Source organism: Arthrobacter sp. ZBG10 (genome assembly GCF_001238605.1).
In the GTDB taxonomy this organism is placed as follows: Bacteria; Actinomycetota; Actinomycetes; order Actinomycetales; family Micrococcaceae; genus Arthrobacter.
In genome coordinates this window covers 62,792-87,439 of record NZ_LFQH01000005.1, presented here as the reverse complement: position 1 = coordinate 87,439, position 24,648 = coordinate 62,792, and the positions used below count along the sequence as shown (strand labels likewise).

26 protein-coding genes are annotated in these 24,648 nt (G+C 66.7%); 16 read left to right on the top strand and 10 right to left on the bottom strand.

From position 1 onward, the window contains the following. Positions 1–38 precede the first annotated feature (38 nt). Both ACU18_RS01365 and ACU18_RS01360 read right to left on the bottom strand, forming a co-directional pair. Positions 39–629, bottom strand: coding sequence for a dihydrofolate reductase family protein (locus ACU18_RS01365; protein WP_050683736.1), 591 nt, complete (start codon positions 627–629; stop codon positions 39–41). A gap of 122 nt (positions 630–751) precedes the next feature. Beyond that, positions 752–1,630: a helix-turn-helix domain-containing protein gene (locus tag ACU18_RS01360; protein WP_050683735.1), complete on the bottom strand. Its 879-nt coding sequence runs from the start codon at positions 1,628–1,630 to the stop codon at positions 752–754. 157 nt (positions 1,631–1,787) lie between these two features. Here ACU18_RS01360 and ACU18_RS01355 point away from each other — a divergent pair, with 157 nt between their 5' ends. Both ACU18_RS01355 and ACU18_RS01350 read left to right on the top strand, forming a co-directional pair. Then, positions 1,788–2,630 carry an SDR family oxidoreductase gene (locus ACU18_RS01355; RefSeq protein WP_050683734.1) on the top strand — a complete coding sequence of 281 codons (843 nt, stop codon included), beginning with the start codon at positions 1,788–1,790 and terminating at the stop codon, positions 2,628–2,630. Between the two features lie 9 nt (positions 2,631–2,639). Next, positions 2,640–3,620: an aldo/keto reductase gene (locus ACU18_RS01350; RefSeq protein WP_050683733.1), complete on the top strand. Its 981-nt coding sequence runs from the start codon at positions 2,640–2,642 to the stop codon at positions 3,618–3,620. A 46-nt stretch (positions 3,621–3,666) separates the two neighbouring features. On the opposite strand, the gene ACU18_RS01345 is transcribed toward ACU18_RS01350, so the two are convergent. Then, entirely contained in the window at positions 3,667–4,341 is a 675-nt protein-coding gene (locus ACU18_RS01345; protein WP_050683764.1) for a GntR family transcriptional regulator, read from the bottom strand. 175 nt (positions 4,342–4,516) lie between these two features. Between ACU18_RS01345 and ACU18_RS01340 the strand changes: the two genes are divergently transcribed. The 7 genes from ACU18_RS01340 to ACU18_RS01310 all read left to right on the top strand — a co-directional run bounded on the left by ACU18_RS01340 (position 4,517) and on the right by ACU18_RS01310 (position 9,793). Then, a complete protein-coding gene (locus tag ACU18_RS01340) occupies positions 4,517–5,773 on the top strand; it encodes an ABC transporter substrate-binding protein (protein ID WP_231685981.1) in 1,257 nt (418 codons plus the stop codon). Between the two features lie 67 nt (positions 5,774–5,840). Continuing rightward, positions 5,841–6,455: a hypothetical protein gene (locus ACU18_RS01335; protein WP_050683731.1), complete on the top strand. Its 615-nt coding sequence runs from the start codon at positions 5,841–5,843 to the stop codon at positions 6,453–6,455. 95 nt (positions 6,456–6,550) lie between these two features. Beyond that, a complete protein-coding gene (locus tag ACU18_RS01330; protein WP_231685978.1) occupies positions 6,551–7,303 on the top strand; it encodes a phosphotransferase family protein in 753 nt (250 codons plus the stop codon). Between the two features lie 40 nt (positions 7,304–7,343). Further along, on the top strand, positions 7,344–8,162 hold the full coding sequence (locus ACU18_RS01325; protein ID WP_050683729.1) for a Cof-type HAD-IIB family hydrolase: 819 nt from the start codon (positions 7,344–7,346) through the stop codon (positions 8,160–8,162). 123 nt (positions 8,163–8,285) lie between these two features. After that, on the top strand, positions 8,286–8,534 hold the full coding sequence (locus ACU18_RS01320) for a hypothetical protein (RefSeq protein ID WP_050683728.1): 249 nt from the start codon (positions 8,286–8,288) through the stop codon (positions 8,532–8,534). A 27-nt stretch (positions 8,535–8,561) separates the two neighbouring features. Next, entirely contained in the window at positions 8,562–9,377 is an 816-nt protein-coding gene (locus ACU18_RS01315) for a glycerophosphodiester phosphodiesterase (protein WP_050683727.1), read from the top strand. Positions 9,378–9,541: 164 nt separating this feature from the next. Further along, positions 9,542–9,793 carry a DUF6480 family protein gene (locus ACU18_RS01310; protein ID WP_050683726.1) on the top strand — a complete coding sequence of 84 codons (252 nt, stop codon included), beginning with the start codon at positions 9,542–9,544 and terminating at the stop codon, positions 9,791–9,793. A gap of 12 nt (positions 9,794–9,805) precedes the next feature. Here ACU18_RS01310 and ACU18_RS01305 read toward each other — a convergent pair whose 3' ends face one another. The 3 genes from ACU18_RS01305 to ACU18_RS01295 all read right to left on the bottom strand — a co-directional run bounded on the left by ACU18_RS01305 (position 9,806) and on the right by ACU18_RS01295 (position 14,262). Next, entirely contained in the window at positions 9,806–10,699 is an 894-nt protein-coding gene (locus ACU18_RS01305) for an EAL domain-containing protein (RefSeq protein WP_231685977.1), read from the bottom strand. Between the two features lie 336 nt (positions 10,700–11,035). Then, the gene (locus ACU18_RS01300; protein WP_050683724.1) at positions 11,036–12,577 is read right to left on the bottom strand and encodes a putative bifunctional diguanylate cyclase/phosphodiesterase; all 1,542 of its coding nucleotides are present in this window, start codon (positions 12,575–12,577) and stop codon (positions 11,036–11,038) included. Positions 12,578–12,597: 20 nt separating this feature from the next. After that, the gene (locus tag ACU18_RS01295; protein WP_231685976.1) at positions 12,598–14,262 is read right to left on the bottom strand and encodes an ATP-binding protein; all 1,665 of its coding nucleotides are present in this window, start codon (positions 14,260–14,262) and stop codon (positions 12,598–12,600) included. Positions 14,263–14,293: 31 nt separating this feature from the next. Between ACU18_RS01295 and ACU18_RS01290 the strand changes: the two genes are divergently transcribed. The 3 genes from ACU18_RS01290 to ACU18_RS01280 all read left to right on the top strand — a co-directional run bounded on the left by ACU18_RS01290 (position 14,294) and on the right by ACU18_RS01280 (position 16,829). Beyond that, positions 14,294–14,713 carry a DUF7793 family protein gene (locus tag ACU18_RS01290; protein ID WP_442853698.1) on the top strand — a complete coding sequence of 140 codons (420 nt, stop codon included), beginning with the start codon at positions 14,294–14,296 and terminating at the stop codon, positions 14,711–14,713. A 131-nt stretch (positions 14,714–14,844) separates the two neighbouring features. Next, the gene (locus ACU18_RS01285) at positions 14,845–15,633 is read left to right on the top strand and encodes a class I SAM-dependent methyltransferase (RefSeq protein WP_050683763.1); all 789 of its coding nucleotides are present in this window, start codon (positions 14,845–14,847) and stop codon (positions 15,631–15,633) included. 71 nt (positions 15,634–15,704) lie between these two features. Then, positions 15,705–16,829 (top strand): glycerate kinase, encoded by a 1,125-nt coding sequence (locus ACU18_RS01280; RefSeq protein WP_050683721.1) that lies wholly within the window; start codon positions 15,705–15,707, stop codon positions 16,827–16,829. An 82-nt stretch (positions 16,830–16,911) separates the two neighbouring features. On the opposite strand, the gene ACU18_RS01275 is transcribed toward ACU18_RS01280, so the two are convergent. Both ACU18_RS01275 and ACU18_RS01270 read right to left on the bottom strand, forming a co-directional pair. Beyond that, a complete protein-coding gene (locus ACU18_RS01275) occupies positions 16,912–17,574 on the bottom strand; it encodes a DUF6766 family protein (protein WP_050683720.1) in 663 nt (220 codons plus the stop codon). A gap of 14 nt (positions 17,575–17,588) precedes the next feature. Further along, positions 17,589–18,098: a DUF6328 family protein gene (locus ACU18_RS01270; RefSeq protein ID WP_050683719.1), complete on the bottom strand. Its 510-nt coding sequence runs from the start codon at positions 18,096–18,098 to the stop codon at positions 17,589–17,591. 205 nt (positions 18,099–18,303) lie between these two features. On the opposite strand from ACU18_RS01270, the gene ACU18_RS01265 reads away from it, so the two are divergent. From ACU18_RS01265 to ACU18_RS01255, 3 genes are all read left to right on the top strand, one after another. Next, a complete protein-coding gene (locus tag ACU18_RS01265) occupies positions 18,304–19,203 on the top strand; it encodes an SDR family oxidoreductase (protein WP_050683718.1) in 900 nt (299 codons plus the stop codon). Between the two features lie 64 nt (positions 19,204–19,267). Then, a complete protein-coding gene (locus ACU18_RS01260) occupies positions 19,268–19,603 on the top strand; it encodes a hypothetical protein (RefSeq protein ID WP_050683717.1) in 336 nt (111 codons plus the stop codon). A gap of 390 nt (positions 19,604–19,993) precedes the next feature. Further along, positions 19,994–20,713 carry a GAF domain-containing protein gene (locus ACU18_RS01255; RefSeq protein WP_231685975.1) on the top strand — a complete coding sequence of 240 codons (720 nt, stop codon included), beginning with the start codon at positions 19,994–19,996 and terminating at the stop codon, positions 20,711–20,713. On the opposite strand, the gene ACU18_RS01250 is transcribed toward ACU18_RS01255, so the two are convergent. After that, entirely contained in the window at positions 20,691–22,040 is a 1,350-nt protein-coding gene (locus ACU18_RS01250; protein WP_050683716.1) for a uracil-xanthine permease family protein, read from the bottom strand. The two genes, ACU18_RS01255 and ACU18_RS01250, sit on opposite strands and share 23 nt — an antisense overlap. 195 nt (positions 22,041–22,235) lie before the next feature. Here ACU18_RS01250 and ACU18_RS01245 point away from each other — a divergent pair, with 195 nt between their 5' ends. After that, positions 22,236–22,841: a malonic semialdehyde reductase gene (locus ACU18_RS01245; RefSeq protein ID WP_050683715.1), complete on the top strand. Its 606-nt coding sequence runs from the start codon at positions 22,236–22,238 to the stop codon at positions 22,839–22,841. 103 nt (positions 22,842–22,944) lie between these two features. Here the strand turns inward: ACU18_RS01245 and pgm are convergent, their stop codons facing one another. Continuing rightward, on the bottom strand, positions 22,945–24,594 hold the full coding sequence (gene pgm / locus ACU18_RS01240) for a phosphoglucomutase (alpha-D-glucose-1,6-bisphosphate-dependent) (RefSeq protein ID WP_050683762.1): 1,650 nt from the start codon (positions 24,592–24,594) through the stop codon (positions 22,945–22,947). Between the last annotated feature and the right edge of the window lie 54 nt (positions 24,595–24,648).

Below are 24,648 nucleotides of genomic sequence, written 5' to 3'. Positions count from 1 at the left end.
ATTGGCGGGGGTTCTCCGGAACGCACGACGGCGGCCGGTCAGTTGGTGAGGCGGTAGCGGATGTGTGTGACCAGCGCCGTCCCGCTCACCTCGGCGGGTTCCAGGTTCAGGCCGGCCACGCCGTCCAGGAGCCGCTCGCCTGCCCCCAGGACGATGGGCGCTATATGCAGCCGGAGTTCATCGATCAACCCGGCCGACAGGTACTGCCGTGCAGTCTGTGCCCCGCCGGCAATGGCCACATCCCCGCTGCCGGCGGCTTTGCGGGCCTGCGCCAGGGCCGTTTCAATTCCATCGTTGACAAAATGGAACGTGGTGCCGCCCGCCATTTCCAGCGGCGGGCGCGCATGGTGGGTGAGGACAAATACGGGTGCGTGGTAGGGCGGTTCCGCACCCCACCAGCCCTGCCAGTCCGGATCCCACGTCCCCGGCCCGGCAAACATGTTCCGGCCCAGGATGTAGGCGCCCGCTGCCAGGATGCCGTCGCGCTCGGCTGTGTGCTCCGCGGGTTCTTCGAACATCCAGCGGTGCAGGCGCTCGCCGCCCCGGCCCAGCGGCTCGGCCATGCTTTGGTCCGGGCCAGCGACGAAGCCGTCGAGGGAGATGGTCAGGTCGCAGGTGACGAGGCTCATGCGCCCATCATGCCACTGCGGTGGATCACCATGGAATCAGCCAGGATAAAGCTGATGACCTAGCCAGCAGCAGGATCCTGGTTCCAAAGATGTATAAAGTGGCCGCCCTGCTGGACGCTTTCCTACCTTTCGAGACTGGCGTCCTCGGGGTGGCGTGCTGCGAGACTTCCGAGCAGGCGGAGAGCGTGGTCAGTAGAGGATCCCGGTTCGGCAGTGAAGCCAACGAATTGGAGTCCCGGATCGGTCATGAGCTGCATGGCTTCATAATTGAGATCCAGGTCGCCCACGTCAGGGTGATGGAAGAGCTTTTTGCCGGCAAGGTGTATCCGAACGTCGTGGGCTTCCCAAAGGGCCGCGAACTCGCTGCTGCCCTTTGAGAGCGCGTCAATCAGGCTGCGCAGGGCACCATCGGAGGGCACTCGTCCTGATTCAGCGCGCAGCAAGGCGACAATTTGCTCGGCCGAGTCGTTCCATTCGCGGTAGGCAACCCTGGCCCTGGGATCGAGGAAGAGGAACCGGGCGAAGTTCACGGGCCGCCCATGAGTCTCTACGAACATCTCCGAGAAGAGCGCACGCCCTAGCGTGTTGGTGGCCACAACGTCCATCCTCCCGTTCTGTACGATCGCGGGAAACGTCATGGCGTCCAGGATCTGCCGGGTGCCGGGACGGATCTGATGGGTGCGGGAGGTTGGCTTTCGTTGCGGTGTCCTCGTGCCCCGGTTGGCGGCTCGCACCAGGGCGTACAAGTGGGCGTGCTCGGCGTCGTCGAGCTTGAGCGCGCGGCTGATTCCGTCGAGGATGGTGTCCGAGATGCCTGACGCATTGCCCCGCTCCAGCCGCACATAGTACTCAACGCTCATTCCCGCGAGCAGGGCCACCTCTTCACGGCGAAGCCCTGGCACCCGGCGGCGACCTCCGAAGTCAGGCAGTCCGGCCTCTGCCGGGGTCAGCCGCGACCTGCGGGTCATAAGAAACTCGCGGATGTTGGCGGACGTGGTCATGCTCTAAATCTACGTCAGGCGCCCATCCCTGAGGGGGTCCCGCGTATTAACCCTATACAGCGGGTCTGCCTCGGGCTCTCGGGTTCTTCTTTACTGGATGTATTACGTCAATGGATCGGCAACGGGCCGGATCCGCAGAGCAGGAGGACCTTAAGTCATGGCAGAAGCAAACGTCTGGTTCATCACCGGAGCAAGCCGCGGACTGGGCATCGACATTGCCAAGTCCGCCCTGGCCGCAGGCCATTGCGTCGTTGCCACCGGCCGTGACGCGGCCCGCGTCGCCTCGGCGGTTGGAGCCCATAAGAACCTGCTCACTCTTGCACTGGACGTCACCGATCCAGCGGCGGGCGAAACCGCAGTCAAGGCTGCGGTGGACCGCTTCGACCGGATCGATGTTCTGGTCAACAACGCCGGGAACTTCTACGCCGGCTTCTTCGAAACCCTCAGTCCCGGGCAGATCAAGGCACAGATGGAGACAAACTTCTTCGGTCCGCTGAATGTGACCCGTGCTGTCCTGCCAGTCCTGCGCGCCCAACGCTCGGGCCAGATCATCACGGTGACTTCGACCGCCGGCTTTGTCGGGGGGCCGTTCACATCCGCCTACGCAGCGTCGAAGTTTGCCCTCGAAGGGTGGATGGAGTCGCTGCGCCAGGAGGTAGCGCCGTTCGGCATTAAAACGATGGCCGTCGTGCCGGGCTTCTTCCGCACCGAACTGCTGGTCGAGGGTTCCTCGACGATCTGGCCGGAGGTACAGATTGAGGACTATGCCCAGGAATCAGCTTCCACCATCGCGGCCTGGAAGAACATGAACGGGAAGCAGGGCGGCGACCCGGCAAAACTGGCCGATGCGCTGGTCATGATCTCCGACCTCGGCAGCCTGCCCGAGCGTTTTGTCGCGGGCGCCGATGCCATGGACGCCATCGAGCGGAAGCAGGCCGCCGTCCAGGAGCAGATTGAAACGAACCGCAATCTCTCCGCGGCGCTGTCCTACAACTCCTAAGGAAACACCATGAAAAACGCTCACCTTGGAGACCTGGAAGTCTCCGCCATCGGGCTCGGTGCCATGACCATGGCCGGTACCTACACCAGCGGGGGAACCCTCGATAACGCGGAGTCGATCCGCACGATCCACCGCGCCCTCGATCTCGGAGTCACCCACATCGACACGGCCGAGATCTATGGACCATTCCTCAGCGAAAAGATCGTCGGCCAGGCCATCCGGGGACGCCGCGACCAGGTCAAAATCGCCACGAAGTTCGGCCTGGTCTCGCATTCCGGCGGTGGTCCCGGCGTCATCAACAGCAGCCCCGCAAACGTGAAGACCGCCGTAGAGGGCTCCCTCAAACGCCTCGGCACCGATCACATCGATCTTTACTACCAGCACCGGGTCGACCCGGACACACCGATCGAAGAAACCGCCCGCGCCGTTGCAGACCTGATAGCCGCGGGTAAGGTGCTGCACTTCGGGCTCTCAGAAGCCTCCCCGGAGACCATCCGCCGCGCCCACGCCGTCCAGCCAGTCACCGCGTTGCAGACCGAATACTCCCTCTGGACCCGGGACGTGGAGGAAGAGATCCTGCCGCTGCTTCGCGAACTCGGCATCGGCTTCGTCCCGTACTCACCGCTTGGACACGGCCTGCTAACCGGTCAGATCCGCTCCGTTGAAGACTTCGCCGACGATGACTGGCGCAAAACCAACCCACGGTTCATTGGCGGGAACTTCCACCGGAACCTCGCAATCGTCGACGAGGTGAAGGCTATCGGCGCCGAGGTTGGAGCAACGCCCGCACAGACAGCCCTCGCCTGGCTGCTGACCCGGGGCAACGACATCGCCCCGATCCCCGGCACACGCCGGGTCTCCCGCGTCGAGGAGAATACGGCAGCGCACAGCATCGAACTCACCGCCGACCAGCTGAATCGGCTGAACACGCTCCGGCCCGCTGCTGGCGAACGCCACGACGAGACCAACATGGCCTCGATCGACCGATGATTCGAAGCCAGGACAACGACTGCCGCTCGATCTCCCTGCTGGAACGTCACCCTGTGTGTGATGCCGGCCTTGCGAGCTGTCCGACGGCGCGGGCCTCGAAGCTGCGGATGTGGTTCAGCACCAGTTCCGTCGCGGCGTCGGTGTCACCCCGGCGGGCCGCGGCCAGTATGTCGGCATGCTCCGCGGCCTCCACGTCCCACGACGGCTGCTGGGTCCACGCGTTGACGGAGATCAGCGCCGTCTGTTCGCGGAGCCCGTCCAGCATGTCCACCAGGACCTGGTTGCCGCAGTTTGAATAGAGCAACTGGTGGAAATCGCGGTTGGCGAGGCTCCGGTCGGCTTCATCCAGTGCCCTGGCCGCGCGGTTCAGCGCGTCCTGCGCGAGCTCCAGGTCAAGGCCCCGTTCGATGGTCCGGGCAACGGCCACCGGCTCAAGCAGGGAGCGGACGTCAAAGACACTGCGGGCCATCTCTGCATCGACCGCCCGGACGGTGGCGCCCTTGTAATCGCTCATGGTCACCAGGCCCGCGCCCACAAGCGTCTTCAGCGCCTCCCGCACCGGCGTTTTCGAAATCCCGAAATAGCGGGCCAGCTCGGCCTCAACCAAGGCCCGGCCAGCGGGTAGTTCGCCGGTGAGGATCGAACGGCGGAGCGCCTCAACAACGAGGCCTGTCCGGGACGCTGACGGCAGGAGGCCATGGGGAGTTGGTTGGCTGGTCACGCTCAAACTTTCCCACATTCCACGGCCGCATGCTGCATCGTACTTAGTATATGATGTATCATGAGTCACGTGATCACCGACGATCGGAGCCCCAGTGCAGTCTTCATCCTCATTCGGCCGAACCGGAGCGGGGTCCCGCCCGGGACGCCGCTCCGGTTCGGGGCTAGCCGCCGCGCTGACAGCAGCGGTCCTTGCGCTAACCGCCTGCGGCGGCGGAACCTCCGGGCAGGAGGCTGATGGTGTTGTGGAGCTTCGGTTTGCCTGGTGGGGCGGCGACAAACGGGCCCAGCTGACCCAGGACGTCATCGCCGCGTTCGAAGCGGAAAACCCGGACGTCAAGATAAGGCCGGAGTTTGGTGATTCCGGGCCGTACTGGGACAGGCTGGCCACCCAGGTTGCAGCCAACGATGCCCCGGACATCATCCAGATGGACGAGAAGTACATCACCGAGTACTCCAGCCGCGGCGCCTTGCTGGACCTGTCGAAGTACAAGATTGACACGTCAAAATTTGATCCAGCAGCACTCCAGTCGGGAACCAGCGAAGATGGCCTCACTGGCCTGCCGGCCGGCATTAATGCGCCCACCATCCTGGCCAATCCGCGGGTCTTCGAGGCCGCCGGTGTTGAACTGCCGGATGACGCAACCTGGACGTGGGCGGACTTCGGGCGCATCGCCGCCGAAGTCACGGCCAAGTCACCGCAGGGCACCTACGGATCCGCTGCGTACGGCGGGGACGAAGCCTCCCTCGGCGTCTGGTTGCGCCAGAACGGCAAGTCCCTCTACACCCAGGACCGCACGCTTGGGTTCGAAGCGCCGGACATCGCGGCGTGGTGGGCTTTCCTGAAGGAGCTCCGCGAGAAGGAAGCAGTGCCCACCGCCTCTGAAGTGGTTGAAGCCGAGGCCGCCACGCTGGATCAGAGCGGCATCGCCGTGGGCACCAACGGATTCGCCTTCAGATGGTCCAACCAGCTCCCGGCACTGGAGAAGGCAGCCGGTGGCGACCTGGAGATCCTGCGGTTCCCCTCGCGGACAGGCGAAGCAGCCGATACGCAGCTTTGGTACAAGACCTCGCAGTTCTGGTCGGCGTCCGCAAGGACTAAACACCCCGAAGAAACGGCCCGGTTCATCGACTTTTTGGCCAATGACATCAAGGCCGGGGAAATCCTGCTTGCGGAGCGTGGCGTAAACCCGAATTCCGGGATCCGGACCGCCACGGAAGCGAAGTTGCCGTCCGCCGACCTCAAGGTGGTTAAGTTCATCGACCAGATCAAGGGAGAGCTGGGAGCTGCTCCCGCCCCACCGCCGAAAGGCGCCGGTATCGTCCAGGAGATCATCCGCCGCTACACGGTGGAGGTCCTGTTCAACCGGCTGTCGCCGGAAGAAGCCGGGCAGAAAGCGGTGGACGAAATGAAAGCCGCCATCAGCGACTGAGTCCAGAGGCGCGGTGACCGGCCCCGTCGGCTTTAAGCTGGGCTGACACATCACTTAGGGGGCATGCATGAGGCGTTCCGCTGCTGGACCGGAGGCGCGCTGGGCCAGCGCTTCCGCCGTCGCTGACGGCATCAAGGACGTGGGCGTCGAGGCAACTGTCCGGTTTTACTTCCAGGCGGTCTTCCCCGCCACGATGCTGGCCGCACTCTGTGCGGGAATGGCCCTGGCAGCCAGCGGCGCCGTGTCAGCCGTCGGTATTCACCTTTCCGGCTTGACGCTGGGCCTGTACCTGGCCGCGGTTGGGGTCCTCGCCGTAGGAGTGTTGTACGGCTGGCTGCGGATTATGCCCAAAGTCCAGCCGCTGCGCGCCCTTGTCACCTCGGAACTGGGGCCGGCAGCGGCGCGTCACGTCCGGCGCCAGATCCTGGGAATAGAAGCGGTGGATCCTGCCGCGCTGGGTGTTCTTCGTGGCGCGGCCGCCCAGATGCGTGAACGTACTGCCCGGCGCCTGGTGACGACGCCAGGACTGTCGCTCTACTTCGCTGCCCTGGCTGTGGACGGGGACCCCTGGCGCGTCTCCAACACGCTGTCTCTACTGCTCTTCGTGGCCACCATCCCCCTTGGCGACCAGGCATTCCGCCAGTTCTCCAGGACCGGAAAATTCCTGCGGGAAACGGCGTGATGCGTTGGGATGGGGGGACGCTCACGGCGAGGCAATCGGAGCTGGTGGCTGCCTGGTGCGGTGAGCCGGAACTCATTGAGGATCTGTCCTGGGGTTTGACTGACACCACGGTTCTTCGCATCCGCTCCAGGGGCAAGGATCTGATTGTGAAAGCCGGCGGACCGGACAACCACCACCTCGGCCGCGAGATCATGGCCCACACCTCCTTCACTGGACCGCTGGTGGAGTCCGGCCGGGCCGCAACCATGCTGCACGCAAGCATCAACGAGGCCCTCCTGGTGGCCGGCTACCTGCCCGGGGTCCTGGTGGAAGGCACCCCGGATGAACAGAACCCGGAGACATATCTGCAGGCCGGCAGGCTCCTGAAGGCATTCCACAGCCAGGCCCGCACAGCGGACAGCGGCTGGGAAACCCGCGCTACCGCCAAAGCCCTCGCCTGGCTGGACACTGACCACCGGATCGATCCCCGGGTGGAAAGCCGGGCCAGGCAGTGCCTCGCTGACTACCGGGCCGCCGCCGCCGAGATGGTGCCCACCCACGGGGACTGGCAGCCGCGGAACTGGATCAGCAACAACGGCGCCATCAGCGTCATCGACTTCGGCAGGTTCGACCTCCGGCCGGCAGCCACCGACCTGTGCCGGCTGGCCGTCCAGCAGTGGCAGCGGGACCCGGCCCTGGAAGCGGCCTTCCTCCGTGGCTACGGCGCAGACCCGCGGGATGGGGACGCCTGGCCGGTTTACCTGCTCCGCGAAGCCATCGGCACTGCCGTGTGGGCGCACCAAGTGGGCGACGGGGCGTTTGAAACGCAGGGGCACCGGATGCTGGACCAGGCGCTGTCGCGATTCTGACGCAGGACCGGCACCCCTGATTCCCACGTAGACTGGCAGCATGCGGCTGGTGGCAAGTGATATTGACGGAACAATCCTGGGGCACGACGGAAAGATCAGCGACCGCACCATCCGCGCCTTCCACGCCTGCCGTGACGCCGGCGTCGAACTGGTCTTTGTAACCGGCCGGCCGCCGCGCTGGCTTTACCCCCTCCAGGAGCAGCTGGGTCACTCGGGCACGGTCATCTGCTCCAACGGCGCTGTGGTGTGGGATCTCGAAGCGGACCGGCTGGTGTCGGCCAAAACCCTTGACATCGCCACGGTCCTCGAAGCCCGCCGCATCATCAAGGACCTGCGGCCGTCCGCCCGGTTCGCGGTGGAAACGCTGGCCGGCTTCCACCTGGAGTCCGGGTTTGTGGAAAACGAATCCAGCGAACTCCTGGCAGAATTCACACCCGCGCCGCTGGCGGACACCCTGACGGACGACGACGCCGTGGTGAAGTTCCTGGCCATTGTCCGGGAGGGCACCGCGGACGAATTCCTCGCGGAGGTGCGTCCCGCCGTCGGGCATCTGGCCTCCGTAACGCACTCCGCACCCACCGTGGCCATGCTGGAACTTGCCCGGCCAGGCCTGAACAAGGCCGTTACCCTGGCGGGCTACGCTGCCGCCCTGGGAATCGACGCCGCGGACGTGGTGGCGTTCGGCGACATGCCCAACGACATCGAGATGCTCCGCTGGGCCGGCCACGGTTACGCGATGGCCAGCGGGCATCCGGACGCCATCAGTGCCGCCGGCCAGCAGGCACCGCATTTTGACGACGACGGCGTGGCCCAGGTCCTTGAGGCCAGGCTCGCAGGGCTGGGCGCGCCGCTGTCCTGACGCGCCGCCGCCGGACAGGTTCCAAGGTGGCATTCAGCTAACGATCATTCCGCGTTTACCTTCCCTCCGTAGCGTGGCTTCCGGAGAGCCCCAACCTCTCCTTACGAGCACTGAGGGGTAACGATGGCAAAGAACGTCAAGCATGGCAGCGCCGAAGCACCACTGCGCCGGGCAACGCCGGCCCCGCACTGGCGGAACCTGAGCCAGGGCGACCGTGTCCGGGTCCTGCTGAGCCCGGGCTTTGAGACCGGCGGCCTGGTCGATGCCATCACCGCAGACCACACCGCCGTATGGATCAACCTGGACGGCGGCCGTGGCCGGACCCTGCTGCACTGCAGCGACGGCGTGGAGATCCTGCCCGCCGAGAGCTAGCCTCCGCGGCTCGGGTACGCTCGCTGTGTGACCCTGCCCTACTTCGAGAACACCGGCGACGGCGGCCGGATACTCCCCATCGCCATGGCCCACCGCGGGTTTTCCCGGGAGGGGCTGGAGAATTCGATGGCGGCCTTCCGGGCTGCTTCCGGGCTGGGGTACCGGTACCTGGAGACGGACGTGCACACCACGGCCGACGGCGTGCTGCACCTTTTCCACGACGACACCCTTGACCGGGTGACGGACGGCCGGGGCAAAGTTTCGGAGCTCACCGCGGCCCAGGTGGCCGCCGCGCGGATCAGCGGCCGGGAGCGCGTGCCGCTGTTCGACGAACTCGTCACCGCACTGCCTGCCGTCCGGCTGAACCTGGACGTCAAGGACTGGAGTTCAGTCCGGAGCCTCGCCGCGGCCATCGAGCGGCACCGGGTCCACGACAGGGTCCTGGTGACGAGCTTTTCGGACCGGCGCCGCAGGGCCGTGCTGGAACTGCTGACCCGGCCTGTCGCCGCGTCCGCGGGCCTGGTCTCCAACGCCCTGTTCACGCTGCTGGGCCCGGTACTCCCCGCGCCCATGTTTGCCCGGCTGATGCGGCACGTGCTCCGCGATGTCCAGGCCCTGCAGGTCCCGGTCCGGCAAGGCCCCGTCCGGGTGGCCACTCCGGGCTTCATCCGCCGTGCGCACGCCCTGGGGCTGGTGGTGCACGTGTGGACCATCAATTCCGCCGACGAAATGCGCCGCCTCCTGGACCTGGGTGTGGACGGCATCGTCACGGACCGCGCCGACCTGCTCCGGGACGTGCTGCTGGCCCGCGGGGAATGGCCGGCGGCCGGCGGGCGGTCCTAGGACCGGTGTCCGTCTCCGGGCGTGTTCGGGTCCGGGACCTTCGCGCGCGGCGCTCCTCTCAAGCGTGCCGGCCGCACCGGCCAGTCCTTCAGGATTATCAGTATGCTTACAATTAGTCCAGGCTGGGGAATCCGCCACGGCCGGACAGGGAGGACGCACACGCCATGAGCACTTACCATCCGGAAAATGATCCCGCCAATCCCGATCAGCCCCGAAGCGACCAGGCCGGCAGTGCAGGGCCGGCCGGCACGGACAAGGCCGGGCCGCACCCGCATGGCAAGGACTCCGCCGGTACGTCCAATCCGGACCCTGCCGAAGGCAACATCACCGGTTTGGAACCCGGCGGGGGAGTGCCGCCGGGCGAAACGCCGCCTGCAGAAGACCAAATGAGCGGGGACCAGGGCCACGCAGAATAGGTCTTCCGCTGCCTAACGGGACTTTTTGGGCGGGGCTGAGCCGGACGCTGTTTCGTGCTCGCGCAGCTGGCGCTCCAGCACGTCCACGTCCAGTTGCTTGTTCCAGGTGGCCCAGTCCTGCGGCCGCACGGAAGGCCGGCCCAGCAGGTAGCCCTGGCCGGCGCTGATGCCCAGCTGGGACAGGACCTTAAGCTCGCCCACGGTCTCGACGCCTTCGGCAACCAGCGTGCTGCCGATCTGGTCCGAGAAGTCCACCAGGCAGGCTGCGAGGGCCTGCTGCAGGCCGTCGGAGTCCACCCTGCTGATGACGTTCCGGCCCACTTTGATGAAGTCCGGCCGCAGGTGGATCATCCGGCTCAGGTCGCCGGCCCCGGAGTGGGCGTCATCCACGGCAATGCGCAGGCCCTTTTCCCGCAGCGGATTAATCGCGGCGATGAATTGCAGGTATTCCTCATCCGAAATGCTGTCCGTTAATTCGAGGACCACGCGGTTGATGGGCAGGTCGATGTGCGCAAACAATTCCGGCAGCCGCGGATCAATGCAGGATGAGGGGGAAATGTTCAAGGAGACGTAGAGGTGTTCGGGCAGGTCGCGCGCCGCTGCTGCGGCGGACCCCAGCGCCGAGAACTCAAGGTTGGCCCCGAGCCCCACGGCGGCCGCTTCCGCGAACCACAGCTCCGCCGCGGCGCCGTCGTCGCTGACAAAGCGGGACAGCGCCTCGACGCCCACCACGTTCCTGCCGGCCAGCCCGTAGATGGGCTGGAACGCCGTCATCAGCATCTGGCTTTCCAGCAGGGCGCTGATCCGCGACATGCTTTGGATCGCATCCATCTGCTCGATGATCTGCGGTGGCAGGACCGGCGGCGCCAGCCGGCGCGGCCCATCTTCCGGTTCCTGAGCCGCCATGGCGTCATTGCGCCTAGTCTCCAGGAGGTACTCCAGCAACGCCCGCTCGGGGACGCCGGGATTCTCATCGAGGCTGTTGCTCAGGCGCTGCCGTATGGCCGCTCCGGACGGATCAGAATCCGCCAGAACAGCCGCAATAATTCCCCATGCCTGTACCCGAACCGACATTAGCTACGCCCCCAGTTGACGAAGTAATGACCCCATGGACCATTTATTGTTCAAATTTCAAAACGCCTTTTACGGTCGGTGTTGCTGTTGATGCCCAACATGGTGCGGTGCTGAGAACCTGACGCCGCACGATGATCGTATATCGGAGTGACCGAAAGCGCAGTACTTTTACAGTTTCGGGCTAGCGCTTTCCGGCTGGTCAGCCAGTAATGCCGGAATTTTCTCGGGCGGGACGGGCCGGCTGAAATAGTAGCCCTGCGCGCTGAGGCAGCCCAGGTCCAGCAGGATCTGGGCCTGTTCGGCGGTTTCAACGCCCTCCCAGACCGCTTCCAGGCCGCAGGCGCGTACCAGCTGCAGAACCGCTGCGACGAGGGCCGGCTGGTTGGGATCGGTGCCCAGCCCCGTGATGAGCGAACGGTCCACCTTGACCCTGTCCACGGGCAGCCGGCGCAGGTAGCTGATGGACGAGTAGCCGGTCCCGAAGTCGTCGATTTCGATGCCGACGCCCAGCCCGCGGAGTCCGCCCAGGGAGTAGCGGTCCAGCTCGTTGCCCTTGACGATCGCAACTTCCGTCAGTTCCAGCACCACCTGGTCCGGCTGCACCCCGGTTTCCTTCAGCACGGTCCGCACATCCTCGATGAACTGCAGGCTTTGCAGGTCGGTGGCGGAGATGTTGATGCGCACGGAGAAGCGGGCATCCACCAGGCCGTCGTCGATCCAGCCGCGGAGCTGGCGCACCGCGGTGCGGAGCACCCACAGTCCAAGCTCGGAGATCAACCCGGCTTCCTCGGCCAGCGGAATGAACTCGTCCGGCATGATGAACCCGCGTTTGGGGTGGTTCCAGCGGATCAGGGCTTCCACACCTTCGATCCTGCCCGTGCCCAGCTCCACCACCGGCTGGTAATACAGCGTCAGCCCGCTGCTCCTGATGGCGGTGCGGAGGTCCTCCACCAGTTGGCTCCGGAGCCGCCGGACCAGCAGGAGGCCGGGTTCAAACCGGTGCAGGCGGCTCTGCCCTTCGGCTTTGGACGCGTACATGGCGACGTCGGCCTCCATCAGCATGTCCTCCGGCGTCGGGTTTTCACCGCCCACGCTCAGGCCGATGCTCGCGCCGCAGCGGACGCTCCGGCCCGGCAGTTCGATATGTTCCTTCAGTGCCGCCAGGATCCGGTGGGCCACAATGGTGGCCTGGTCGGGGGACGCCGAGGGCATCACCACAGCGAACTCGTCACCGCCCAGGCGGGCCACAACGTCGGAGCTGCGGACGGCACCGCGGATCCTTTCCCCGACCGTAATCAGCACCTGGTCGCCCGCCGTATGGCCCAGGGTGTCGTTGATGGACTTGAACGCGTCGAGGTCCAGCAGCAGGATCACCGGTCCCTCGCCGGCCTCCCGCTCAGCGTCCAGTGCGGAGCGCAACGCCTCGATCAGCGCGGAGCGGTTGGCCAGACCCGTCAGCGGGTCCTGCATGGCCATCTGCTGCATTTCCAGGTGCGCCTCGTGCAGCAGCCGGGTGCGGATCTGGACGCGCTGCTCAAGCTCTTCGTAGATGACCTGGAGATCCTCGGCCAGCAGGTTGGTGCCCATGATGATCGCGTCGAGTTCATCCCGGTTGGCGGACACCTCGATCCTGGAGCTGAGGTCACCCGAGGCGAGCCGGACAATGCCTTCCAGGAGCTGGGAAAGCCGGGGATCTTCGTCGGAAAACATATGTGGTCCTCCTTCCGGCCCTAGTTGGCCCGGTTGCTGTCGGCGTCCAGCGGCAGGCTGACAGTGACCGTGGTGCCCAGGCCCAGGGTGGACGCCACGTCGATCCTGCCGCCGTGCCTGGCCACGATGTCGCGGGTGATGGCCAGCCCCAGTCCGGTGCCGGGGATGGCACCGGACATGGCGTTGGAGGCCCGGTAGAACCGGGTGAAGACGTGATCGATTTCCTCGCTGGAGATGCCGATGCCCGTGTCCGCCACGCTGACGGTGGCCCAGCGGCTGCCGTCCGGGGCCTTGTGCGAGACGCTGCCCACCTCGATCCGGCCCCCGCTGGGGGTGAACTTGATGGCGTTGGAGACCAGGTTGGTGAAGACCTGCTGCAGCTGGACCTCGTCCGCCAGGATTTCCGGGTCTTCAGGCACGGAGTCGACGGCGATGGTCACGTTCTGCAGTTTGGCCAGCGGCCGGAGGGCTGCTGCCACCAGGTCGAGGGTGTGCCCCAGCCGGACCGGGGTCAGGTGCAGCAAGCTGTTGTCGAGGCCCGCGCGGGAGACGCTGAGCATGTCCTCGATCAGGGACCGGAGCCGTTCCGTGTTCCGCACCACGATGTCCAGCATCTGGTGCACCTCGGAGGAGACCGGACCCTCGGTGCTCTCCTGGATCATGTCCAAATACGCCATGATCGAAGTGAGGGGTGTGCGCAGCTCGTGGTTGACGGTGGCCAGGAAATCGGTTTTGGCCTTGTCCAGCTGCTGCAGTTGCTTGACCACCTGCAGCTGGTTGCTGATCAGGTGGCTCTGGATCAGCCCGTGCGCCGCGTTGCCGGCCACGTGCTGGATGAGTCCGCGTTCGGTCCGGGACCATTGCCGGGGCTGGTCCACCATGGCAATCCAGATGATGCCCAGGGAGGAATCGCCTTCGCCCATGGGCACGGCCAGTGAGGAAACGGCATCGGTAATGCCCGACGCCGGGCCCTCGCCGCCGGTGGCTTCCTCATCGGAGGCGTCAGTGGAGAGGGTCTCGGTCCCGGCCCAGAGGTAATCCGCCACCTGGCGGGCCTGCACTTCGTCCGGGATGGCCTCGGCGCCGGCGGGTACCAGGCCGGGCCGGTTCCACGTGGCCGTGATGCGCGGAACCCGTTCGTCTTCGAACGTGGTCAGCCACACCCGGTCGGCGCCGAAGGTTTTACCGAAGCCCGCCACGACGTGCTGGGCTATTTCCTGCGGGTTGTTCGTGGCGCGGACGGCTGCGGAGACCTGGCGGAGCTGCCCGCGGAGGGCCTCGGCTTCCTGCCTGGCACTGCTGCGGCGGGCCACCTGGTCGATCAGTGCCGTGGCACGGTGGACCAGTTCGGCGGGCGGCGGGGGCTTGGTGATGCAGTCGTGGATGCCGGGGGGCGTCATCGCGGCAATGTCGGCCGGGTCATCAAGGTCCACAAGGACCAACATGGGCGCGTCGGAATGCACGGCGGACAGGGAGGCGTCCGCCACGATGACCGAGGGCTGGCCGGTGGCAAGGAGGGCAGCCAGGCCGGCGGCGTCACCGGTGGTCCGGACGGCGTAACCGACGCGCCGGAGTGCAGCGGCGTTGACCTCCAGCCGGCCGGCGTCGGGATCTGCCACGACGGCGGTACGGGGTGCGCGCCATTCACACGGCACATCAGCCGCCACAATGTCCCCTTCCCTCACAGTTGAGTACATTGTAGGGGGAGCAGGGGTGATGGGCTCCATAGGTAATCTGCGAAGGAGACGCGTGACGGATCAGCCGGCTGAACCTGTGAAGGGCGACCTGACCCTCGATGCGGGCGGCGTGCTTCAGCTGTTGTGGCCGCGCGGCGCGTCCATCAGCGAGGCCGATGCCGAGGATGCCATGCGCCGGGTGAACCTCCTCTGCGGCACCGACACGCATCCCATGCTGGTTGACATGGCCACCACGGCGCAGGTCAGCCGCGGCGCCCGGGCCGTTTTCGGCCGGCCTTGCCAGGCATCCCGGATTGCCCTGCTGGGCTCTTCGCCCGTGGACAAGGTGCTGGCCAACTTCATCCTGGGCATCAACAAGCTGCCGTGCCCTACGCGCTTTTTCACCTCCCGCGCGGAGGCCATGGCGTGGCTTCAGCTGGACTCCGGGCACGGAGCCTGACGGGCAGTGCCCGGGGCTGGCGCTGTCACAGAACAAGTGCATGGGCGCCCGGAAAGGCGTTCCGGACTTATATTTGAGGCGTGTCCACCGTCAAAAGTTCCTTCGGCGCATGCCCGCCGGCACTGCGCTCCCTGCTGGCTGCAGCGCGTCGATACCTGCTGATTCCCCGGCTGGCCCGGCTCTCACGCTCCGCCCCCAAAGACCGGGCGGTGGCCTGGGACCGTTACTGGGCCGGCATCAGGACCACCGGTATCGGCGGGGAAGTCCTGTGGGACTCCGGCACCGAACACGAGTTCCTGGGTTACCGGGACACGCTGGTGAAATACCTGGACCCTGCCCTGCCCGTGGTGGACGTTGGCTGCGGCCACGGCAGCTTCACCCGGTCCCTGGCCGGCCTGTTTAGCCAGGCCATTGGTGTGGACATCTCGGCGCACGCGGTGGAGCGGGCCCGGGCCGAAGCCGCCGGGTTGGGCAATGCCAGCTTCGAGGTCCGGGACATGACTGCACCGGGCGCGGCGGAATCCTTGGTGGCCGGCGGCAGCGCCAACGTTTTTGTCCGCGGCGTCCTCCATGTCCTGGACCACTCGGACCAGGCTGCGTTTGCCGCGAACCTCCGGCGGCTCGCCGGTCCGGGCGGCACTGTGTTTATCGCCGAAACAAACTTCCAGGGCAACCCGGTGGCGTACGTTTCGCATCTGGGCGCCACCGGCCGCGGCATTCCCGCGCCACTGGAGCGCGCCATCCGCGAGCTGCCCATGCCGGGTCATTTCGGTCCCGTGGAGCGGGCGCGGGCCCTGCCGGCGGCGGACTGGGAGCTGCTGGCGGACGGTGCCGTGGCCATCGAAACCAACCCCGCCACGGGGGTGCCGGAGCAAAGCCGCGTGCCCGGTTACTTCGCAGTGCTGCGACCCCGCAGCTAGGGCCGTAATAAACCCCACCCCGGCGCGACCCCGGCAAGCGCTTTCCCGCCGCAGGCTGGCATGATGGTCGGATGCGCATTCTGATTGCTCCGGACAAGTTCAAGGGTTCCCTGACCGCTGCCGAAGCGGCAGTGGCCATCGCGGAAGGCGCGCTGCGCGTCTACCCTGACGCGGTGGCCACCCAGTTCCCCATCGCCGACGGCGGCGAGGGCACCCTGGAAGCGGCAGTGGCCGCGGGTTACGAGGAACGCGTCAACGCCGTGGTGGGCCCCATCCTTGCCCCGGTGGGCGCGGCCTGGGCCCTACACAAGGACGCCGCCGGCCACGTTACCGCCGTGATCGAGACGGCGCAGGCCTCCGGGCTCGCTGAGATGGAACCCACACCCGCCAACGCGCTGCGTGCCCACAGCTACGGCTGCGGCCAGCTGATTGCCGCCGCCCTCGACGCCGGCGCCACCGAGATCGTGCTGGGCCTGGGTGGCTCGGCCATGACCGACGGCGGCAGCGGCGCCCTCCGGGCGCTCGGCCTGAAGCCGCTCGACGCAGCCGGCAATGTGGTCCCGCTGGGCGGTGGCGCGCTGGCGGACATTGTGGCCTTGGACAGCACCGGCCTGGACCCCAGGCTTGCGGCCACCACCTTCCGGATCGCCGTGGACGTCCGCAACCCGCTGTACGGCACCACCGGCGCAGCACACGTCTTCGGGCCACAGAAGGGAGCGGATGCTGACGCCATCGAAGCGCTCGACGCCGGGCTCCGCAACTGGGCGTCCATCCTCCGGGAGGCCACGGGCCGGGACGTGAACGTCCCGGGCGCCGGCGCCGCCGGAGGCTTCCCGGCGTCGTTCCTGGCCTTCACCGGCGCCACGTTGGAAGGCGGCTTTGCGCTGGTTGCCGGACTGACCGGCCTCGCCCACCAGCTCGGCTCAGCCGACCTGGTGATCACCGGCGAAGGATCCATGGACTCACAGTCCCTCACCGGCAAAGCGCCGATCGCCCTGGCAGATGCCGCACGCGACCGCGGCATCCCCGTGATTGTGGTGGCCGGCCGGATCCTGGTGACGCCCGAAGACCTGGCCGGACATGGCGTGGTGGCCGCCGCCCAGCTGCTGGACGTGGCCGGAAGCCCGGAAGAAGCGATCGCAAACGCCGCAAAGTACCTGACCCGGGCCACCACGCAGGTCCTGGAAGGCGCCTGACCCCCCGGCGGACCTGCCGGCACTTGGCGCTGCGCCGGCCGGGCCCGGTTGGGCCGGGCGGGGATTTCCCGGGCCGGGAGCGCTACGAGCCCGTCTCGTAATGGGGTTCGGCAACGGGCTTGGACTCCGGGGACCCCTTTTCCCGGAGGTACACCGACGCTCCCACCAGCACGGCGACGGCCAGGAATTCGCTCTGCCAGTTCTGGAAGGACTCGAACCAGAACCGGCTGGTGGCCAGGTACTGCAGGACAGTGACCGGCGCCGCGCCGTGGCTTAGCTGGTCCTCGCTGTAGGCTGCTGCGCCGCCCACGGCGTGCAGGGCGAAGGACGCCAGGAACAGCAGAAGCAGCAGGATGGACAGCGAGTGCTCGTAGAGCACCAGCGCGGCACCGCCCCGCTTCACCGGCCACGGCGTGGATTTACCCACGGTGGCGTCCCGGGGGTCCTGGTCCTGCGGGGCCGCCTTTCCCATCGGCTTCGACTCCGAAGAGCCTTTCTGGAACAGGAAAACCGTCAGGATCACGTACATGGCCATCTGGAGGAACTCCGACTCCCAGTTCTCGAAGGTGGCCTCCACAAACGCCCCGGTGCCAAGGAACTCCAGCACGGAGACCGCTGCCTCGCCGTGTGCCTGCTGCTCGTCGCTGTACGATGCGGCGCCGGAAAGGATCATCCCGCCGAAGAACACCAGGAACAGTCCGGCGTTCGCCAGGAGCAGTCCGTGCTCCTTGGCCCATCTGCCCATATTTCGGCCCTCCTTCATTTGGCGCCGTTGCCTGCAGCGGCGGCACGCCTGTTCAAGTGCAGCGGAACGTAGACCAGGAGCACCACCATGACGGCCAGCAGTACCCCACCGGCTGTCAGCCCCGCCTGCCGGCCTGCGGTCACGTCGAACACCAGGGCGGCCGTTCCGGCGCTCAGCAGGGCGATCCCTGCCAGGGCGATCTTGGTGATGGCATCGGCGCTGGAGACCAGGGTTTCCTTCAGCCGCTTGCGGAAGAGCCGCCGGTGCACACTGACGGGCGACAGGATGAACGCGGTGGTCAGCGCGGCAACCACCACATTGACCAGGTAGAGGGTGACCTGGAACCGGTCCAAATCCCCAAACCGCTCCTGGAAAGGCAGGGTCAGGAGGAAGCCCGCAAGGATCTGCACGCCGGTCTGCAGGACCCGCAGTTCCTGCAGGAGTTCGGCCCAGTTCCGGTCCAGCTGCTCCTCCCGGGTTTCATTCCTCCCGGTCGGGCCAGTGTAGTCCTCCACTGCGGACACGCCGCCTCCTTCTGCCGTGCATCGGTGCTGATCCATTTCTACTCCTCCGCTACAGAGAAACAAGGCTGCTGCGTCCGGAAACAATATTTGATAAGTTTGCTGATTATTCGCACGGAAACGGTGGACTTCGGTCCGCCGGCCGGGATAGCTTCGAAAGACAGGTACCCGGCGAAGCTCTTCGAAACCCGACACAGGCAGGCGGACCATGAGCGGAACGAACAAGCAGACCACCCAGCCCACAGACCCCCGGGGCGGTTACCACGCGGGCCCGTTCCCGGAACAGGAACAAAAGCAGCCCGGCCTCACGGCCCCCATGGACCCCACCCCGGACCACGGCGAACTCAGCTACGAGGGGCACGGCAAGCTCCAGGGCAAGGCCGCCCTCATCACCGGCGGCGATTCCGGGATCGGCAAGGCCACGGCCATCGCGTTCGCCCGCGAAGGTGCCGACGTTGCCATCTCCTACCTTCCCGAGGAGGAGGACGACGCGCAGGACACCGCGGCCTGGATCCGGAAGGCGGGCCAGCGGGCCCTCCTCTTCGCCGGAGACGGCCGGGAGGAGGAGTTCAGCACGCGTATTGCCGACGAAACGGCTGCGGAGTTCGGCCGGCTGGACGTGGTGGTCCTTAACGCCGCCTACCAGAAAAACCGGGAAAGCCTGGCGACGCTGCCCACCGAGGAATTCGACCGGGTGTTCAAGACCAACCTCTACTCCCTGCTGTGGACCGCCCGGGCCGCGGTACCGCACCTGAAGGCCGGATCCGCCATCATCACCACGGCCTCCATCCAGGCCTTCAATCCTTCCCCAGCGCTGATCGATTACGCCATGACCAAGGCAGCACAGGTGGCGTTCACCAAGGCGCTGGCCCAGGAGCTCGGGCCCAAGGGAATCCGGGTCAACGCGGTGGCGCCCGGTCCCATCTGGACGCCCCTCATCCCCGCCACCGAATGGCCGGACAAGCTTCCGTCCTTCGGCCAGGACACGCCCCTCGAAAGGGCCGGCCAGCCCGCAGAACTCGCGGCAGCCTACGTGCTGCTGGCGTCCGAGGACGGGTCATACATCTCCGGCGCGGTGCTGCCCGTGACCGGCGGCAAAGGCCTCTGACGGCCAACCAACCCCCGCTCCACACCAGCAAAACCCCGCTCCACACCAGCAACCAGGAGGAACCATGGCACAGGACAACCAGCACGCAGAGCCCGAGAAGGACCCGGGAGGCTACGGTACGCCGACGGCCGAACAGGAAACGGCCGGCAGCGCCCAGCATCAGGGCGACGCCGCCACCAACGAGTCCCAGGCCGACGGCGACACGCCCGTGGCACGCGACATGGACCTGCCGTCCGCTGCGGCGGAGATCGACGAAACCAATGATGACTCCAAGGGGTCCGCGCCTGTCTCTTCGGAGCCGGGGCAGGAGGCGGCCGGCGTCCCGGATGGCAGCGGCAACGATCTTCCGCAGGAAAAGTCCCCGAAGGACGACGACGGCGAGGACTTCGCCGCCGGCTGAGCAGGCACCCCTGTTCCGGAGGCCTCCGTTCATCCTTCCCCAAGGCTGGACGGAGGCCTTTCCCGTGCCGGCACCCTCTCGCGGCGCATCCGCCGCCAGCGTAGAGCCGGCTCCAGAGGCGCGGACGTCCGCGCGCCGCGGCATCCCGTCACACCCGGCCGCAAGGACCCGGCATGACCGCCGGGTGGGTGCGTCCCGAGGCATAACCTGGTGCCTGCGGGTGCCTGAAAACCTCCCGCCGGAGCGCCGCCGCGACGTATCCTTGAACAAGGCTTCATGGCAGGCCGCAACGGACACGAGCAAGGCTGGAACATGGCTGCTGAACCTTCGGGGCAGGTCGGCTGGGGACCGCTTCCAGTTCCACCCGAGCCAGTTCTCGACAGCAAGGACGTGGAGAACTATCTCGGGGAGATGACCCGCGGGTTCATGACGGACATCAGGGCCGCGGACCGTGGCATCGGGTGGGCGGCCACCATCTTCCGGCAGGGGTCATCCCGGACCCTCGCCGCCAGCAGTGAGCAGGCCCGGGCCGCCGACCGGGAACAGTGTTCGTTCGCTGACGGGCCGGTGCTGGCAGCCCTGGGCAGCGGTGAGTTCGTCCTCCTGTCCGATTTGGCAGTGGACAGGCGCTGGCCCGGGTACTCCAGCGCCGCGGCCGGCCACGGCGTCCTGTCGCTGCTGGCCGTCCCCATCGTGTCCGAGGGGGCCGGCAGCGCCGCCATCACGCTGTATTCCCCGGAGCCCTACACCTTCACCAGTGATGACATCCTCCGCAGTACCAGCTACGCCCGGAAAGTGGCGGGCGCCCTCCGGATGGTGGCGCAGGTGGCCGGCCGGGCGGAGTCCGCGGCGGGGATCGCCGTGGTCCGAAGCTCCCTGGTGCTGGTGGATCTGGCCGCGCGGGGCCTGATGAACGAATACGGCCTCAGCCGTGAGGCGGCGCTGCGCATCCTGCAGGCGCAGGCGCTGAGCCACGAACTGGACCTCCGGGATGCCCTGCACGTTGTGGTTCCAGGCCCGGCGCCGGAAGGCCCAGTCATCCGGCCCCAGGCTGTGCCCGGAACGGAACCGGGGCCGGCTCCGGAAGCTAGCGCTTCCTGGCGCGTTTAGCCGCAGCGTTGGCGGCGGCCTTCGCCGCGGGCGGAAGGGGGGCCAGTTCCATTTCGGGTTCCGCCACGGTGCCCCGGGCCTTGGCGATGGCCTTCATGCCGTGGTAAATCACCAGCGCCGCAGCCGACCCCAGGGCGATGCCCGTGAACGTCAGGTCGCCGATGGTCCAGGTGTAATCGGCGATGCCGATGATCAGGGCCACGGCCGCGGTGGTCAGGTTCACCGGGTTGGCGAAGTTCACCTTGTTCTGCACCCAGATCTTGACACCCAGGATGCCGATCATGCCGTACAGCATGGTGGCCGCGCCGCCCAGGACGCCGGCCGGGACGGTGGCGATGAGTTCACCGAACTTGGGCGAGAAACTCAGCAGGATGGCAAACATGCCCGCCACCCAGTAGGCCGCCGTCGAATAGACCTTGGTGGCTGCCATCACGCCGATGTTTTCCGCGTACGTGGTGGTGCCCGATCCGCCGCCGAAGCCGGCCAGTACCGTGGCGGCGCCGTCGGCCATCAGCGCACGTCCGGAGACGCCGTCGAGGTTCTGCCCGGTCATGGCCGCCACGGACTTCACGTGCCCGATGTTTTCTGCCACCAGCACCAGGACCACGGGGACAAAAAGGCCCAGGACGCCGATGTGGAACTCAGGGGTCTGGAACTGGGGCAGCCCCACCCAGGCTGCGGCGTCCATCTTTTCGTAGCTGACCTCACCGCGGAGCATGGCCACGAGGTACCCCACCACCACGCCCACCAGGATGCTGAGCCGGCCCAGGATCCCGCGGAACAAAACGCTGACCAGGATGATGGTGGCCAGGGTGATCACCGCGGTGATGGGGGCTTTGTCGAAGTTGTCCTTGGCCGCCGGCGCGAGGTTGAGGCCAATCAGGGCGACGATCGCGCCCGTGACAATGGGGGGCATCAGGCGGTTGATCCAGCCTGATCCGAACTTCTGGACAATGGCCCCCACCAGGGCCAGCGCCGCACCGGCCACAACCACGCCGCCCAGGGCGCCGGCCACACCGAACTGCGCCTGCGACGCCGTAATGGGTGCGATGAACGCGAAGCTCGAGCCGAGGTAGCTGGGCACCTTCCCGCGGGTGATCACCAGGAACAGCAGGGTACCAATGCCGGAGAAAAGCAGGGTGGTGGCAGGCGGCATGCCCGTGATGATCGGAACCAGGAAGGTGGCGCCGAACATGGCCACCACGTGCTGCATGCCCACCCCGATGGTCAGTGGCCAGGCCAGCCGCTCGTCCGGCGCCACCACCTGGCCCGGTTTGATGGCCTTGCCGGTGCCGTGCAGCTTCCATTTGGTTCCGAGCATGCTCATGGGGGCGGGGCCTTTCAAAGGTGGGGAGGGCGCCGTGGAGGGCGGGGATTTGCTGGCAACAGACTACCGCGCGGCGCTGCTGTGGTGAACGTCACGGGCCGTCACGGGAAGAGGACAACTTCAGTTGAAGTTGCAACCATAGGAAGCAACAAGTCTCCCCCCCGTGAACGGGGAGGTACAGCGAAAGGTAAGCCAATGACCATTGCCCATGAAGAAGCGGTTATCGATTCCGCAGCCGTCGACGCGATTTTCGCCGAGGCCCGCACCGCCAACTCCTTCACGGGGGATGTCACCGAGGACCAGGCCCGCGCCATCTACGAGCTGACCAAGTTCGGCCCCACGGCCTTCAACTCCCAGCCGCTGCGCGTGACCTACATCCGCTCCGACGAGGCCCGCGCCAAGCTGGTGGATACCCTTGCCAACGGCAACAAGGCCAAGACCGCCTCCGCGCCGCTCGTTGCCGTCCTCAGCTATGACACCGACTGGGCCGGCCAGTGGGACAACTTCCTGCCCGGCTACAACGCCCCCAAGGCCATGTACGACGCCGATCCCGCCCTGGCCGCCGCCACGGGCAACAACAACGCGCACCTGCAGGCCGGCTACTTCATCCTGGCCGTCCGCACCCTGGGCTTTGCCGCCGGTCCCATGACGGGCGCCAACTTCGCCGCCATCGATGCCGAATTCTTCCCGGCAGGTGACCAGAAGAGCTTCCTGGTGGTCAACATCGGCCAGCCCGGAGCCGACGCCTATGGTGCGGCCAAGCCCAAGTTCTCCTACGACGAGGTTGTCCGCACCCTCTGACCCGCAGTCAGGAACGCCGCTTAAACCAGTGATGCTCTATCACTTATGGTTCCCAACCAGGCCGGATGGGAACCATAAGTGATAGAGCATCTGGCGTTTCGGGCTAGGCGATGACGCCGTCCACCAGGGCCTTGGCTTCGGCCTGGACCTGCTTGAGGTGTTCCTCGCCCTTGAAGGACTCGGCGTAGATCTTGTAGACGTCTTCGGTTCCGGATGGGCGGGCCGCGAACCACGCGTTCTCGGTGACCACCTTGAGGCCGCCGATGGAAGCGCCGTTCCCCGGGGCCTCGGTCAGCTTGGCGGTGATGGCCTCGCCGGCCAGTTCCGTCGCGGTGACGTCCGACGACGACAGCTTGCCCAGTGCCGCCTTCTGCTCACGCGTGGCGGCGGCGTCGATCCGGGCATACACCGGGGCGCCGAACTGGTCCGTCAGGCCCTTGTAGAGCTGGGAGGGTGATTTGCCCGTCACGGCGGTGATCTCGGAGGCGAGCAGGGCCAGCAGGATGCCGTCCTTGTCGGTGGTCCACACACTGCCGTCCAGCTTGTTGAAGGAGGCGCCGGCGGATTCCTCGCCGCCGAAGGCGCCCTCGCCGGAGAGCAGGCCGGGAACAAACCATTTGAAGCCCACGGGAACTTCCACGAGCTTCCGGCCCAGGCTGCCCGCAACCCTGTCGATGATGGAGGAGGACACCAGGGTCTTTCCCACCACGGACTCCGGGTTCCAGCCGCTGCGGTTTCGGTAGAGGTAGTCGATGGCCACGGCGAGGTAGTGGTTGGGGTTCATCAGCCCGCCGTCAGGGGTGACGATGCCGTGGCGGTCCGCGTCGGCGTCGTTGCCCGTGGCAATGTCGAAGGCGGCGCCGTCGGACATGCGGTTGATCAGGGAGGCCATGGCGGACGGCGATGAGCAGTCCATCCTGATCTTCTCGTCCCAGTCCAGCGTCATAAACGCCCACTGCGGGTCCACGGTGGGGTTCACCACGGTGAGGTCCAGGTGGTGCCGCTCGCCGATTTCACCCCAGTAGTCAACAGCCGCCCCGCCCATGGGGTCGGCGCCGATCCGCACGCCCGCCTCACGGATGGCGTCCAGGTTCAGCACGGACGGCAGGTCGTCCACGTAGCTGCTGAGAAAGTCGAACTTGCCGGTGCTCTCCGCGGCCAGGGCATCCGCGACGGGGATCCGCTTCACGCCGCGCAGGTCGGCTTCGAGCAATTCGTTGGCGCGGTTGGCGATCCAGCCGGTGGCGTCCGAATCGGCGGGTCCGCCGTGCGGCGGGTTGTACTTGAAGCCGCCGTCGCCGGGCGGGTTATGGCTGGGCGTCACCACGATGCCATCCGCCTGCGGCGCACCGGGCGCTGCTTTCCGGTTGTAGGTGAGGATGGCGTGGCTGAGGGCGGGGGTGGGCGTGTAGCCGTGGCGGGCGTCCACCAGGACCTGGACCCCGTTGGCTGCCAGTACTTCCAGGGCCGAGTTCTGCGCCGGCTCGCTCAGTGCGTGGGTGTCCTTGGCCAGGAACAGCGGGCCGGTGATGCCCTGCCCGGCCCGGTACTCCACGATCGCCTGGGTGATCGCGACGATGTGCTTTTCGTTGAACGACGCCTTGAGGCTGGAGCCGCGGTGCCCGGAGGTGCCGAAGGCAACCCTCTGGGCCGGGTCCCCCAGGTCCGGGGTGATGTCGTAATACGCGTCAAGGAGCGCAGTGATGTCAACAAGGTCCTGGGGTTGGGCAACTGTACCCGCGCGGCTAGCCATGGGACCAGCATGCCAGAAGCGGGCGGCAGTCAAAACGAACCGTCCAGAATCCGG